Raw genomic sequence first — 15,641 nt, 5'->3', positions numbered from 1 at the left:
AACAAGATTGATTCGATAATATACCGTTTTGGTTGTTTTTTAGATTTAGTAAAAATACGCTTTTTCTTACTTTAATTAATGAGTTAAGTAAATAATGATTTTAAATCTTTATATTTGCATTATAAACTTCATGAAAAATGAACTACAAAATATCATTTCAGGAAAGAGCCAAGTTAGGCATGGAAATACTATCCAAACAATCTCCCGTTACCTTAGAAAAAGCAAGAGCGCAAGCGGAACGTTTGAGTCAAGCAAGCAAATCAAAAGCGAAGAAACAACGTTAATAAAACAATTCTGTGACAAGAATGGTTTCTGGATTACTGAAATTAATATTAATGCTTTTATATCTTCGGGTGCAGAGCAAAAAGTTTATCTTCAAAATAAACATAAAGTAATCAAGCTAAATGATAGTATCTATTATGAATCCTGGGAAGATTATCTCAACAATTTATTATTGAATAATTATTTTTTTTCTGATACAGCTTATCAATTAATTGGATTTTATGAACAAGATAATATTCTTTATGCAGTTGTAGAACAGAAATTTGTAGAATCTAATAGTGACACAAAATTAGAAAATGTAAAGGAATTTTTGATTTCCAACGGCTTTGTTAATACTAGAAATAACGATTATTTTAATCCTGAAGTAGGTATTATTCTTGAAGACTTACATGACGAAAATGTATTAACTTTTGATGATAGCCTATTTTTCATAGATACCGTTTTCTATTTGACAGAAGCATTTTATAAATAATAATTAATTATTGAGTATTCAAAAATCAAATTACATTTTCAACAGGTTTTGGTTTGCTTAAATCAGATTCTGTGGTTTTTATAAACTTCAAATAAATAAAATATTCAACAAACGGAATCAGCAAAAACAAGAAGAAAAAGAACAATTCATGTTTCAGAATTTCTTTAAAAATATAATCTAAAATAGCTTGCAATTTGCGTCCAATTTCAGATTGTATCGAATTTTCGATTCGTTGAGGTTCGATTTTATCTAGTTTCTGCAAAAGCGATTTGAATTGCGTGTAATCAATATCTTTTACGTTTTTCATGTTGGCTTTATCGTCAACAACTTTCATAAAACCATATACGCACGCGCTGTAAACTTCGGATTCATATTTTTTGAGCAAATACGAAGTCGACGAATTCTTAAAATTATCTACAGAAGCGTAGCCACTATTATTTTGTTTGATGTAAATCGCCAATGCTTGCGTCATAGATTTACTCACATCTTCAGAAGAATTGGATAGCGTTTGAAGCGAATGCAAGAACTCTTTTTTCTCTTTTTCAGACGAAAATGTCGAACCAATAGTTCTGGAATAAATATTAGAAGTTATACTTTTATTCTCTGATCGCAAAACAGAATGTACGCCGTAAAAAAGCCCAATCATAGAGGAGAAATACAGAAAAACAATCATCAAATACGGAATCCAAAGCTTGGCAAACCAATTGTAATATTTTCTGTCACGAAAGAAAATATTTTTTCGGTACAAGAATACATTGAAAACGATTCCAAGAATAAGTCCAATAATTACAAATAAAACGATCCAGAAAATAAACCAACCAATATTGGGTAAAACATATTCTTTTGTTATTTCCCAAATTTCAGACCAATTAATGCTATCGATAAATTCTTTCATATGTAGATTTAAGTGAGATAAAAATAGTTAAAACTTTTATTCGAATTTAAAATATTTTATGTTCTGAGAAAGTATGATTGAAGTTGTTTGATGTCTTTATAAAATTAAATTAACCCCAATATTGTCATTTCGACGGAGGAGAAATCTTCGCAAGTAACTCCGTAACTAGAATCGCCAATCTTTGTCGAGCTTCTTGTGGAGATTTCTCGTTCCTCGAAATGACAAATATTGGGTTTACATTGTAGATTTTGTTACGTTTTTATCTTTGTCAAAGTTTAAAACTTTGACAAAGATTTCGTCGTGATAAGCTTTTATCATAAAAATCGAAATGACAAAAACTTTACGACTTTGCGTCTTTGCGCGAGATTCATTCACCACAACACTATATATCCTTTAACTATTTTTTAACAAATAAAACAAGAAAAGTTATATTAATTAAAAAAATAAACTACATTTGCTCTCGAAATAAAATTAAAAGAATACATATGAACCTGTCAGCAATAAAAAATAGCAATCGTTTAGCGGAAGATTTTCCGGCTAAAGATTCAGGGCGTAATATGTATTTTATGGAATAGAAGAGTAAATTGTAGTTTCGAACTCAGCATAAATATATAAAAGCGTCCTAATTGGGGCGCTTTTTTTGTTTTAGACACTTCGACTTCGCTCAGTGTGACAATAAAATTTGCTCAGTATGACAAAAAAAATGCTCAGCTTGACACTTCGACTTCGCTCAATGTGACAAGAAAATGATAAAAAATAACCATTAACTAAAAATAATTAAAAAAATAATCGACCAAATGTTTAATGATTAAACTAAATAGCGAAATATAATCTTGAAAAGTAATCTGGTGAGGGACAGTCATTTGATACAAAAGGAGATCTGCCTCAGTTGGCGGACAGGGATTTCTATCGGTTCATTTAAGGGTTAACTATTTGATTATCAATAAAATAATTTTAAAAAAGATTTGGATAATTGATTTTTTCGACTTTATCTTTGCCGAAGAAAATCTGTAACACGGATTTAGAATAATAACAACGATTTCAATTTATAATAAAATACACAAAATGGATTTTAGTAAAAAAATATATAACGTACAATCCCTATACCCGAGCTCAGAACTTGGACGTATAGCAATACAGGTGCATGAATACAGGCAATAGGATACGCATATCTTATTAGATCTCATGAAGCACCTTTAATCGGGTGCTTTTTTTATGCCCAAAAATTAATGATTCCGTATTTCAATTGGTAGAAAAGAGGTGAATAACTTTAGAATGAAGGTTCGAGCCCTTCCGGAATAACAAGTTCTCTAGAAGGAATATGTTAAGGTTCTGAGGCACTGAGGTGCTAAGGTTCTGAGGTTTTAAAAAGGTACTGAGTTGCTGAGGTACTAAGGTTAAAAAGAAAAAAAAGCTTAGCAACTTAGAGACTCAGTACCTAAGAACCTAAAAAAAAACTGAGAAGATAACGGTGGTTGTTTACCCGCTTTGGATGCGGGAGGTCGTAGGTTCGAATCCTACTTCTCAGACAAGGGTTTATTTAAAAGGTTCTGAGGTACTAAGGTTCTGAGGTACTAAGGTTAAAAAGGAAAAAAACTTTGCGACTTAGCGACTTTGAGAGAGATTGACCAAGGACGCTAAGAAAAAAAACTTAGCGCCTCAGTACCTCAGAACCTTTAAAAAAAAAGCTGGAATGGCGGAATTGGTAGACGCGACTGATTTAGAATCAGTATTTTGAGAGTTCGAATCTCTTTTCCTGAACTAAAATGTTGCACAAAATAATGTGCAAGCTAAAAAAAATAAAAGATGAAAAAGATAAGTACACTATTCGCTAAAGATCCAAAGAACTTGGCAAGAGTAATAAATAAGATAAATGCCGAAAATGCTTGGGTAATTAATGGTGATGCCATTGCAACAAGAAAATTTGATGGAACATCTGTAGCTATTATTGGTGGTGAATTGTTCAAAAGATTTGATGCCAAAAAAGGACGCGCAATTCCGTTAGGAGCAATTCCGTGTCAGGAAGCAGATTTAATTTCAGGACATCATCCTCACTGGATAAAATGTGATCGCATGAAATCTGAAGATAAGTTTTTCTTCGAAGGATTTGATTCTTTAGAAATTAAAGAAGATGGAACTTACGAATTATGCGGACCAAAAGTACAGGGAAATCCTGAAAAATTAGAGAAACATACTTTAATTAAACACGGAAGCGAAGTGCTTGATTTTGTAAATCTTGGATTTGAGGATTTAGAAAAATTCTTGTCTGAAAATGATATTGAAGGAATTGTTTTTCACCATATCGCAGATGACAGAATGTGTAAGTTGAGAAAATCTGATTTCGGAATTAAACGCCTGGAATTAGAAAAAGTTTAAAAAGGAGTTTGCTGCAAAGGTGCAGAGGTTCAAAGGTTTAAAACTTTGCTACTTTGCGTCTTTGCGCGAGATTGACCAAAGGCGCAAAGAAAAAAAATTAGCGCCTTTGTGATAAAAAAATAAAAATTTAACAACAATGATTATGAAACAAGATTACAACCGAATTGCTCTTGTAGGAATAGAACAAGAAGAATATGATATTATAAAAGCCAATTTTTCCGGACATATTATTTGGCATCAATCAATTCCGAAAATTGTTGTTAAAGACGAAGTTCTTTATATGGAAAAATCAAACGGAATTGGAATGTTGCCGGTAGACAAAGTAGTTTATTATGGAATTTACGACAATGATTTCGACTTTATTTCTGGTTTAGCAATCTGGCGAGGTGCTTGTTATCCTAACGCCGCTGCGATGTTGGATTGTCGCTTTAAGATTCCGTGTTTGGTAAAAGCTTTAGCACATTCGAGATTTAGTGCACCACGAGGATTTATTAGCGCAGGCGCTTCTGTAAATGTTGGCAATGATACTGTTGCTAAATGGGGAAACTGGCATTGTGGCGAAAATAAACATCGTTTTACAGGCGAATGGGAAAGCGAATTTACCGCAACAACAGAACCTTATTATGAAGGTGAAGCTGTCAGGATTATGATAATTGGAGATGTTTATTGGCAAATAAAACTGGAAGGTGATTCGTGGTTAAAATCAATTCACCCCGATAATGCCGGATTTATGGAGGTTGACCCTGAGTTGCTTGCTGATACTTTGCATATTAAAAACACTTTGAAAATGGATATGATTGGTAATGATTATATCGTTGCAAAAGACGGTTCTAAATATTTATTAGAAGTAAATCATATCCCAAACATAACCCGATTTGAAGACGTAAGACAAGTCTATTTATCGACGGTAATTGAATGGATAAAATAAATTTTTTGCACTGCGCAAAATCATTGCGCAGTGTAATTTGAATATTTGCTCAGGAAATAAAAAACGTTCTTTTAAAAAATGAAATACATCAGAGGAAACTTTGATTTACAATATCAAACAAGTCTTGTTGCGTGTTTCTGTATAGCACCATTGTAGGGAACTTTTCGCGAAAGCGTATTATGTTTTTCTATGCAACTTGATTTGGAGGTTTTGGGTTGTTTTCCAAAAAACGATCACGATCTAAGTTGTGGGTTCGAGTCCCACTCGCAGCAATGCGGTAACTCAATTGGTTAGAGTATTAGAAATCAGACTATAAATCTGTATTTAGAGACCATCACTCTTAAAAAGATGACCATTGAAAAAAAACTGATTTGTCTTTGTCAGTGAAACCTGGATTTGGGGATCCAAAAGTTTCACACTCAAGATAAAACCAGTGCGAACAGAAACGTATTTTGAAATACTCTTTTTCTTTTCGGTTTGATTGTTTTAGCGATTTTTTTAGAATTTAGAATCGCTGTCACAAAATAGAATTGTAAAACATTTAGAATATACAAAACACCAACTATTCGTCCGTTTTCTCAGAGGAGAAAGGCATTGAGGTTTTTTTATTTTTAGAGAAGATAGAAGCAAGATTTTAGAAGCAAGATTGTTGAGGCTAGAAAATTGGCTTGAGAAAATAGAAAATATAACTAAGTTTTTTAACGGTTACAGAACTTGAAACATGAAACCAAAGAAACTTGAAACAAAAATTTGAGAAAATATAACTAAGTTTTTTTTAACGGTTACGAAACATGAAACATGAAACCAAAAAAACTTGAAACAAAAATATAAAATGATAAAAAAAGTTAAAATCGAGGCGTACCAAGTAGGTTTGGTGTTCGAAAATAGAAAATTAGTTAACGTAATTGAGCAAGGTTTACATTGGATTTTTGGAAACAAGAATGTAATGATTTACGATATGAATGCGAATTTCATCGCTCCATTTGAGTTGAATATTTTGTTGGAAAACGAAATTTTGGCTTCAATGTTAGAAGTTGTTGCGGTTGCCGATAATGAGATTGTTTTGCAATTCGTGAACGGGAACTTTAAGGGAACTTTGGCCGCAGGAAGATATGCGTTCTGGAAAGGAATTGTGAAAAATGAATTTACCAGAGTGGATCTTTCTAAGATTGAAATCACAAAAAAATATCTCGGCGAATTTGTTAGAAAACAATCAGTTGAAATACTATGTTCGAAAATTCATCGTCTCGAGCAACGACAAAGCTTTGTTGTTTGTAAATGGAACTTTCGTTAAAGAATTAAAAGCGGGAACGCACTATTTCTGGAACAATACCATTACAATCGAAGTTAAAACTGTTGATGCAAGACAACAACAAGTGGAGATTTCCGGACAAGAATTGTTGACAAAAGATAAGGCAGGATTAAGAATCAATTTCTTTGTGAGATATCAGGTTATTGATATTATGAAAGCGCTTGTTGATAACAAAGACTTTGAAAAACAATTGTATGTGGCAATGCAATTGGCTTTAAGAGCTTTTGTTGGCGGATTGACTTTGGATGAGTTATTGGCGAAAAAAGATGCTATTGCAGAATCTATTTTGGCAGAAGTAACTACTAAAATAACTGAATTAGGTTTGACAATTTCTGATGCGGGAATCCGTGACGTGATTTTGCCAGGAGATATGAAAGAAATCATGAATCAGGTTTTGGTTGCCGAGAAAAAAGCGCAAGCCAACAGCATTATGCGAAGAGAAGAAACCGCTGCAACAAGAAGTTTGCTAAACACAGCAAAGCTGATGGAAGAAAACGAAATGTTGTGGAAATTAAAAGAGATGGAATACGTAGAAAAAATCGCCGACAAAATTGGAGAAATCACAATTTCTGGAAGCGGAAACGTAATTGGTCAATTGAAAGAAATCTTCGTAAAATAGAAATCATCAGCAGTAAATGTTGAAGGTTTAATTAAAAATAAAATTAAGAATGAATCAAGAAATATTATTTATGTCAGATCATCATTTTGATCAGACCAATATAATTAGGTTTAATGAGCAACCGTTTGCTTTTGTAGAAGAAATGGATTTGGATTTAGGGCTCATTAAACGCTGGAATCAAAAGTTAAGTACAAGGAATTATGTATCATTTAGGTGATATCTCTGATCAGGTAAAAGTGTTTTTAAAGCTTTGCAGATAAGGGATTCCCAGAATTCCCGTGTTTTCCTGAGGTTCCAAAAGGATTCCTAAAAGAAAATATATCATGCGTACTAATACATTAAAAGAATATAAAAAAGCGATCAGAAATAAATATGAGATAGAAAAAGAAAGAGAATACTTTGATTATTTGCAAAGTCCTTCTCGTGGAAAACTACGTGACTTTTGTTGGTTGATTTTCGAAAATAACCCAACAGAAGATGATCTAAAAGTTTTTAAAAATCTATTTAGTTTAGATTTTGATCCTACCAAAAAGAAAAAGTTTAAAGACCAAAAAGATAAGTTCAGACCTATCGAAACGTTCTTTAAAGGCCAAACAGATCCAACAAATATTGATGCAATTAATCTGGCAGCAATTATGGTTGATTTTGAACCGCGTCCTTTTAAAAAGTTTAACGAAAAATGCAGACTTGAAGAAGCTAAACAACTTGAAAAAAGCAATAAAACTAAGAAAGTTGTTGAAAGCGATAAAAAAGTCATAAACATTTTCAAATGGCGGAAACGTTATAAAACTATCGAAAGAAATCTTCGTCAGGTAATGGCTCTTTTCTAGAAACATAGATTTGAAGTATAAAAAAGGAGATAAAAACACACATTTCTTTCGCATAGAAAACTATGTGCATTCAAACAAGTGAAACGCCTTTTTAAGCAAACAAAACTATGTTTCTATGTGTTAAAACAATTAAACCCAACGGGTGTAAAATATTAAAAAATTTAAAAAATGAAAACTACAGATAAAATTATTATCATCGATTTAGAAGCCACATGTTGGCAAACTACTGTTCCGCAAGGTCAGGAAAATGAAATTATAGAGATTGGATTGGCAGTTCTGGATTCAGAAACTGGTGCGATAACTCAAAATCAAGGAATTTTGATAAAACCACAACGTTCGATTGTAAGTCCGTTTTGTACAGAATTGACAACGATTACGCAAGATTTACTGGATAAAAACGGAGTAAGTTTTGAGGAAGCAATCGAGAAATTAGTTGACGAATATAATCCGGATTTATATACCTGGGCGAGTTACGGTCAATACGATCTCAATATGCTGAGAAAGCAATGTAAGTCATTCGGGATTCCGTATCCAATGGGAGAGGAGCATATTAATGTGAAAGCCTCGTTTGGAGATAAATTTGGTTTAGTAAAACCAACCGGAATGAACGGAGCCTTGCATTTGCTGGATATTCCGCTGGAAGGAACGCATCACAGAGGAATTGATGATGCAAAGAATATCGCTAAAATTTTGCATTGGTGTTTACAGAATTAGATAGCAATCTGTATGATTATCAATTCGAAAAAAGCAATATTCAGTAAAAGAACTGCGAATTTTTGTGATTTGCAGTTCTTATTTTTACGATTTAGCAATCTTTTTTTATTCGAAATTTAATCAGATAATTGATCTTAAAATTTTAAGAAACTACCAATATAATTATATATTTGTTAAGACACGTTTTTTGTTAAATTGGCTAAATAAAAGCACATTATAACAATTGCAATTACCAAAAAGCAGCATTACGTTTAGTAAAATGGAAATCACAAAAACACCTTTTTTAGATACAATTTATCACCTCAGAACCATTGAGCAGATTATCTTGTACAATAAAATCATGACCGTTTCCCGAAGTGAACAAATCGACACGACTTCATTCCTGGAAACAGAGTATGAAAACGAGATTTTAGAATATCCGGATGTTGCGCCAAAGTTTAATCCTGACGCTGCATTATGGGCTGCAAAAACAGTATATAGCGCTGCACAGTTATTATTGTTCAGAGAACATAAAATAAGTGAATTGCTTGATTTCTTGCCGAAATATCATGGCGAAATCGACGCTTCGGCTTTGTTGTCTGCCGATATTTGTCTGCGGTTTTTACCTCAGATTATTCTGGAAATGAAAAGATTAGACGCAGATGATTTGGTTATACCAATATTAGAAAATCATTTGGTTCAGTTTCATTATTCCGTTATTGGATATGAGATTGAAATCGAAAAAATAAATTTCGATATTCTGGCTGTAAATGATTCTTTAAAAGGACTTTATCTTAATCGAATTGTCGAAAGAAAAGCAGTCAAATTTGCTGAGCCGGATTTTATAAAGAAACAATTAGAAATAGGTTTTGGCGATTATAAAAAGGTATTTTGGCCACAATTATAAAGAGAAAATAAAACAAATTAAGATCAAAAATAGAAGCAAAGTAAATGAGCGCTACAGATAAATTAAATGCAGTTTTAAAGCATATCAAAGAAACTTTTGTTGGAAAAAACGAAATCATAGATTTATTAGGAATTGGATTATTGGCAAAAGAAAATGCCTTTTTGTTAGGACCTCCGGGAACGGCAAAAAGTGCGATTATCCGAGCTTTATCAAACGGAATTGATGGCGGGAAAAATTTCGAATATCTGTTAACGCGTTTTACAGAACCTAACGAGATTTTTGGACCTTTTGATATTCGAAAATTAAAAGAAGGAGAATTAATCACGAATACTGACGGAATGATGCCCGAAGCTTCGATGGTATTTCTCGATGAAATTTTTAATGCCAATTCAGCAATTTTGAATAGTTTGTTAATGGCACTTAACGAAAAAATATTCCGTAGAGGTAAAGAAACCAGAAAGTTGCCAGCGCTTATGTTTGTTGGAGCAAGTAACGTTTTACCCGAAGACGAATCGCTGAACGCATTATTAGACCGTTTTTTAATTCGTATAAAATGTGATTATGTTGAGCCGGATTTACTTCATGAAGTACTTTTGGCCGGTTGGAAATTAGAAGCTGGAAACAACAGAGAAGTTCCAACAATTCAGGCAGATGAAATTAGAGAATTGCAATTGCTTTGCCGTCAGGTTGATTTAACCGGAATACGCAATCAATATGTTGATATTGTGCATAGTCTTAGAAATACAGGAATAAAAGTTTCTGACAGACGTGCCGTAAAATTGCAGAATCTGATTGCTGCAAGTGCTTTAATGTGTGGTCGAAATGAAGCAATTTTATCTGATTTATGGGTTTTAAAATACATTTGGGATAACGAAGAACAAATCGAAATCCTGGAAGGAATCATTAATCAGATAATTGAAAAAGACGACTCGATTTTGGCACATCCGCAAGCAATGTATAATAAAGCTCCGGATGCCGAAAGCGTGATGAAAGAGGTTAATTATTTAATCGAAAAATGGCAGGATGATAGTCTTTCGTTTGAAGAACAAAACGTCATTAAAGATAAATTAAGATACATTCAAACGCGTTGCGACTGGATTAAAGATGTTGAACAAAAGAAATATATTCAGAATCATATAGAATCTTTGTGGCAGAAAATTCTTCAAACTATTTAATATGTATTTTTTAGAAATAAAAAAAGAATACAAGGATTTTCTTGGATCCATACGACATTGGGACAATCTAAAAACTGCTTTTGAAGCCGATGTTGTATGGGTAAAAGATTTTTTGCAGGAACAAATAAATGCTCCCGAAATTCAGCAGATTCCGTATAAAAAAGTCTATGAATTAAAGGAAAATTTGTTGTTTGAATATGGAAATCTTTTGCCGTCAAAAAAACTTCCGTCAGGATTATTATGGACGCCAATTTTGCGTGCATTACCGGTTTCATTGTCTAAATTTAATCATAACTTTTTTGGGATTAATCATCAACTTCAAATTACTATAAAAGCTTCGGAAGAGGTAAAAGAAGCTTGTGCTTTGCTGGTAGATTATGACGAATTAAAACTGTATATAGAAACGGCGCCAAGATATCGATTAGAGTCTTTGCAATGGATTGTGATCGATAAAAGCGCCTTAATTATAGGAAATCCATTGTTGCCCATAAAAGGGAAAACGTATTGGTTAGCCGATGATTTTTTGTTGCCAACGGGATATAATTTTGAATGGTTTGCTTTAGCGAAAACATTTCAGGAAAAGTTAAATCCATCGGGAGAAAACCTCATATTATGGAACACGGATAATAGTTATTCCAGTATTCCGAAAATAAAAATAAAACCACTTTCAATTAGTTCATTTCGCTTAACTTTTTCATAAAACAAAAATGGAATTTCAAAAATACTTTCAATCATACGAGGACTATTTCTGGGAATGGGACAATCAGATATTTTCTGAAGATAGTGTATTTGAGTCGCTCGCAATTCCGAATGGACAAACTATTGGTTACGAAAAATTTGTCTTTGAAATTTTAGAATATTTATCAGAAGACTCAATTCCGCCATTTGGATCATTATTGTTGGCTATAATTGCCACGAATCCTGAGAATTGTGATTCTATCCAGTTGATTTATGAATTAGCAAAAAGTAAGGACAAAACAGATTCTTTTAGAACTGTAAAATCTACAGAAGCTTCTGATTTTTTTAGAATTGGCGCAAGTATTGGTTTTATAAAAATATTGGCTTCTTTGCCTGATGAATATAAAGTTGGGCAGAAAAGAATGAAACTTTTTCAGACGATATTTCACAAATGTCACAACAGAATTTCTGATGAAAAAGCCAAAAAAATCCTTAAAGAATATAGAGAACACAGACATCATTTGGCAAGAGCCGGAGTAAAAGATGCGTTTAATGAGGCAAATTTTATAAAGGATTTCAGAACATTAGCTTTGCTAAAAGTTAAGTTTCCTACCGTTCAGTCTTTGCTAAAAGCGATGGAAGATATTCCGCATGAGGATTTAGGAGACAAACTAAAAGAAGAAGTTCTGGAAGAAAAAAACCTGTCTGATAATGTAACGAGTTTTGTAGATCAGCTTATTGAAGAAGATAAAACATTTCATGTAGGAAGCCTTATCAAACGACTTTGGTCCGGATTAAATATTCCTTTGCATCATAATCATCCAAGCGAACAACCGTTGGGAGGAATCTCAGATTTGACGAATAAAGGTGATTTTGACAAACTCGTTATTTCTGAATTTGCTTATGACGATGATGTTTTTATGTCCAGAATTGCCAATAACGAAGCACTTTATATTCAAAGAGAAGTTCCGCCTGAAGCCGATAAATTCGTGCGTATTTTGTTAATAGATAGTTCACTGAAAAACTGGGGAAATCCTAAGATTCTTTCTTTTGCTTCGGCAATTGCGATAGCGAGACATCCCAAAACAGATATCGAGTGCAAGGCTTTTATAGTTGGAAAAAACTATGAAGAAATATCTTTTGACAATGTAAATAACGTGATTGATGCTTTGAGTAATCTTAGCGGAAAATTGGATTGTTCAGACGGATTGAATTCTTTTTTTCTTGAAAATAAAATCAGCAGTAAGAATCAGGAAGTATTTCTTTTTTCATCCGAAGAAAGTCTAAAACTTGCTCCAATGCAGAAAGTTACGAATGAGTATTTTGCAGATATAAAGTACACTTTTTCAGTAGGAATGCAGGATGTTACAGTTTTTAAAAACCACAATAAAGGCAAAAAAAAGCTTCAGCATATCATAATGCCTTTAGACGAATTGTGGGTTCGAAACAGTAAGGAAATCGAAATTAGAGATGTTGCAGAAAGTCTGGATAAGGAAAGTTTGCCATTATTATATCCAGTAGAAAGATTTTATTATAATATTTTTCAAGACGGAAATGTTTTTTACCAATGTTTGGGACGTACTTTATTTATGTTTCAGAATAATTATGAGTTTAAGAAGGCATTAAAAAAGATAACATCAAATGCTGCTTTAGTTGGTAAAGGTGAATTTGCATTAAAAACGAATCCTGACAGAGAACGAATTCTATTAAATTATTATTTCTATGATGGTGTTCACAATATTAGTTTTTTAAATCTTGAGACTAACGAACTTAAAAGCCGGAAAGGAAAAAAAGAGAATCTTCCTCAAAAGAATCTATCTGCGTTTGAATCTCATGGAATGTTTTATTTAACGGATAATATTAGTTATTGGATTCTTAATGACGATTTCACAATTACGCATGTTAAAGGAGAAAACATAAAATTGGCATATGATGATTATTTTGAAAAAAGAGCCAATTTTATTAGAGATTATAAGGCAAGCAGAACTAAATATAACACGATTAAAAGACTAGAGACTGTTGCGATAGATGAAGATGTTTTAATGATAAATGGATATTATTTAAGAAGTCTAAAATTTGAAAAAGAAAGATCAGTTTTTCGACCAGATCATGCGATAGTTTTAAAAGAAAAAGTAAATCTGATTTTAAAAAACAGAGGAGAGTCTGCAATGGAAATCATAAAAATCATAAAAAACAATACTGATAAAGATTTGAAAGAGGCAAAAGAAATTGTCGAAACTCAGTTTGGCGTTGTTTTGAGGAATGTGACAAAAGAAATTGCAGAAAAATTGAAGAAGAAAATTGAAGCGGCTGGTGCAATCTGTTTTATTGAAACGGCATTTTTTGTAGCTAAAGACGGAAGCAGAATTTCAAATAAAGATGGAATCTTAGTTTTTGAAAGTAATGATACTAGTGTTAACAAATTTTATATTCCTTTTGTTCTAAATGTGCAATCTACTATGGTATCGGGACAAGAATGGACAGGAAATCAATTCTTTTTTTCAGAAGACCATAAACAAATAAGTACAACATTAGAGAGATTTGAAAAGAATTACTTGAAACCATTCATTCAGAATATTACACATCATGGAGCTTAAGTTAAAAATACATTCAAAAAACACATTTCCTAAAGGAAGCATTTTTATAAAAAGTGCCTCACCGGAAGTGTGGCTTCACGAGATTCAAAATATTGGTTTAAAGCTTGAATCGGTTAAGGTTTATCCTGTTCCGGGCGCAATAGCAAACGAATTATACGGCTGTTTATTGGTTTTGAATCAAAGAATGGATAAAGTCGATATTCGCGGAAATAATTTCTTGCAATTGATCGGAAACAAATTGTTTATTCCTGAAAATACAACTATTTCACCTGAATTAACAAAAGAAGAATGGCATACTTTATTTTCGGAAGAATATCACTTTTTGCATCCGGAAATTGGTTTGGTCGAGCTGAAAGATCAAGTCGAATGGACAGCTTTACTTCAACAACCAAAAGCGAAGGAAATTCAGATTACTGAACCATCAAAAACGGTTTATGCGCCTCAGTTTATTTCGTCGTTACGCGTTGAGGTTGACAAAGAAAAGATTCTGGAAAACATTGAAAATCCGCCTTCAGAAGAAGAAATGATTGAGAAATTACCTTTTGACATGCAAAAAGTAATGAAAGGGAATCAGAAGGAAATGGATAAGTTCATGGCTTTCCTGGATAAAAATCCAAAGTTGGCTTTACAATATGCGATTCCGCTTGATACGTTAGGAACTTCCAGAGGAGATAATTACGGAAAGTTTTCGTTTGGTTCCGATGGAAATGTTTTCCAAACTGGTTTTGCTAAAATTGGAGATTTTTTTGATAGAAAAAGTGGTAGTTCAAACCAAAGTGAAGGTTTAACTATGATCTTTAGATTGATTGCTGTTTTGTTGTTTATATCCACTATTCGCAGTTGCAGCTCTGGAAAATCGAGTTTTAATACGCAGACTTTTTTTGTATGTGTAGTTGTCATAATTATAATAGTTTTGATTATAGCACTTTTATCAAAAGGAAATCCAAGTCAAAGCAGCTCAGGTTCAGCATCGGGAGGATCTTTTATGGTCGATTCTCAAAGATTCAGCACTTTACAAAGCAAATATGAAAAACTTGCTGAGGAATTTATAGCAAAAGGTGACTATCAGAAAGCGGCGCACATTTATTTGAAATTATTAAAAAATTATCAAAAAGCTGCCGAAGTTCTGGAAAAAGGCGAATTGTATCCGGAAGCTGCGGCAATCTATTTAAAGTATTGCAAAAACAAACTAAAAGCAGCCGAATGTTATGAGAAAGGTCATGCGTACAAAGAAGCAATTGAAATCTTTAAGGAACTCAATAATGATGAAAAAGTAGGTGATTTGTATGTGATTTTAAAAGACAAAAAAGAAGCTGATAAATACTTTATGAAAGTAATTGAAGGTTATAAAACGAATTTTCAATACGTAAAAGCATCATTGGTTTACAGAGATAAAATTGGCGATATAAGTGATGCGCAAGCATTGTTATTAGACGGCTGGAAAACAAACAAAGATGCAGGAAGATGTTTGAATGTTTATTTTGCTAATATAAAATCAGCAGAAGATTTAGCTCTTGCGATACCAAATATTTACGAAAACGAAGTGAATTCAGAAAATGCCGTAACGTTTCTTCATTTGCTAAAACATGAATTTAGCAGATACGAAGCGCTTGAAGAAATCACGAAAAACATCGCTTATGAAATCGTAGCAGATCGCATTGATGAAAAACCGGATATTGCCTCAGAATTATTGAGTTTTAACAGCAGGAATAAATCAATGCTAAAAGATGTTATGAAGTATAAAATAAAAATTAAAGGCAAAGCTTAAAAGTAAAATTATTAAGTTAAGGAAAGTATTTTTATGCTGTATAGAATAAATCTCTCGCAAAGTCGCAAAACCGCAAAGGATTTGTACAAACTTGGCGACTTTGCGACTT

At 32.7% G+C, this 15,641-nt stretch carries 13 protein-coding genes and 1 tRNA gene; 13 read left to right on the top strand and 1 reads right to left on the bottom strand.

Going from position 1 to position 15,641, the window contains the following annotated elements; all coding sequences use genetic code 11:
• Positions 1 to 130 precede the first annotated feature (130 nt).
• Positions 131 to 754 carry a hypothetical protein gene (locus tag WN975_RS11830; protein WP_337966717.1) on the top strand — a complete coding sequence of 208 codons (624 nt, stop codon included), beginning with the start codon at positions 131 to 133 and terminating at the stop codon, positions 752 to 754.
• A 25-nt stretch (positions 755 to 779) separates the two neighbouring features.
• Here WN975_RS11830 and WN975_RS11825 read toward each other — a convergent pair whose 3' ends face one another.
• Positions 780 to 1,649: a hypothetical protein gene (locus WN975_RS11825; RefSeq protein WP_337966716.1), complete on the bottom strand. Its 870-nt coding sequence runs from the start codon at positions 1,647 to 1,649 to the stop codon at positions 780 to 782.
• A gap of 1,457 nt (positions 1,650 to 3,106) precedes the next feature.
• Between WN975_RS11825 and WN975_RS11820 the strand changes: the two genes are divergently transcribed.
• The 12 genes from WN975_RS11820 to WN975_RS11765 all read left to right on the top strand — a co-directional run bounded on the left by WN975_RS11820 (position 3,107) and on the right by WN975_RS11765 (position 15,532).
• A tRNA-Pro gene (locus WN975_RS11820) sits at positions 3,107 to 3,178 on the top strand.
• A gap of 277 nt (positions 3,179 to 3,455) precedes the next feature.
• Positions 3,456 to 4,025, top strand: a complete 570-nt coding sequence (locus WN975_RS11815) for a hypothetical protein (RefSeq protein WP_099708865.1) — start codon at positions 3,456 to 3,458, stop codon at positions 4,023 to 4,025.
• 142 nt (positions 4,026 to 4,167) lie between these two features.
• Complete coding sequence (locus WN975_RS11810; RefSeq protein ID WP_337966715.1) at positions 4,168 to 4,953, top strand: hypothetical protein; 786 nt, start codon at positions 4,168 to 4,170, stop codon at positions 4,951 to 4,953.
• An 832-nt stretch (positions 4,954 to 5,785) separates the two neighbouring features.
• On the top strand, positions 5,786 to 6,247 hold the full coding sequence (locus WN975_RS11805; RefSeq protein WP_337966714.1) for a hypothetical protein: 462 nt from the start codon (positions 5,786 to 5,788) through the stop codon (positions 6,245 to 6,247).
• Positions 6,171 to 6,884 carry a slipin family protein gene (locus tag WN975_RS11800; protein ID WP_337966713.1) on the top strand — a complete coding sequence of 238 codons (714 nt, stop codon included), beginning with the start codon at positions 6,171 to 6,173 and terminating at the stop codon, positions 6,882 to 6,884. Before WN975_RS11805 ends, WN975_RS11800 begins: the two co-directional genes overlap by 77 nt.
• Positions 6,885 to 7,207: 323 nt before the next feature.
• Complete coding sequence (locus tag WN975_RS11795; protein ID WP_337966712.1) at positions 7,208 to 7,714, top strand: hypothetical protein; 507 nt, start codon at positions 7,208 to 7,210, stop codon at positions 7,712 to 7,714.
• Positions 7,715 to 7,882: 168 nt separating this feature from the next.
• Positions 7,883 to 8,428 carry a 3'-5' exonuclease gene (locus WN975_RS11790; protein ID WP_337966711.1) on the top strand — a complete coding sequence of 182 codons (546 nt, stop codon included), beginning with the start codon at positions 7,883 to 7,885 and terminating at the stop codon, positions 8,426 to 8,428.
• Positions 8,429 to 8,687: 259 nt separating this feature from the next.
• Complete coding sequence (locus tag WN975_RS11785) at positions 8,688 to 9,314, top strand: hypothetical protein (protein WP_337966710.1); 627 nt, start codon at positions 8,688 to 8,690, stop codon at positions 9,312 to 9,314.
• Between the two features lie 44 nt (positions 9,315 to 9,358).
• Positions 9,359 to 10,489: an AAA family ATPase gene (locus tag WN975_RS11780; protein ID WP_337966709.1), complete on the top strand. Its 1,131-nt coding sequence runs from the start codon at positions 9,359 to 9,361 to the stop codon at positions 10,487 to 10,489.
• Between the two features lies 1 nt (position 10,490).
• A complete protein-coding gene (locus WN975_RS11775; RefSeq protein WP_337966708.1) occupies positions 10,491 to 11,189 on the top strand; it encodes a hypothetical protein in 699 nt (232 codons plus the stop codon).
• A 7-nt stretch (positions 11,190 to 11,196) separates the two neighbouring features.
• Positions 11,197 to 13,764, top strand: a complete 2,568-nt coding sequence (locus WN975_RS11770; protein WP_337966707.1) for a ribosomal protein L7/L12 — start codon at positions 11,197 to 11,199, stop codon at positions 13,762 to 13,764.
• Complete coding sequence (locus WN975_RS11765; protein ID WP_337966706.1) at positions 13,754 to 15,532, top strand: hypothetical protein; 1,779 nt, start codon at positions 13,754 to 13,756, stop codon at positions 15,530 to 15,532. The genes WN975_RS11770 and WN975_RS11765 overlap by 11 nt, the downstream gene beginning before the upstream one ends.
• Positions 15,533 to 15,641 lie beyond the last annotated feature (109 nt).

Origin of the sequence: uncultured Flavobacterium sp. (genome assembly GCF_951805225.1) — a bacterium.
Classification (GTDB): domain Bacteria; phylum Bacteroidota; class Bacteroidia; order Flavobacteriales; family Flavobacteriaceae; genus Flavobacterium.
The sequence above is the reverse complement of the archived record's forward strand: the minus strand, read 5'-3'. Positions and strand labels throughout refer to the sequence as shown.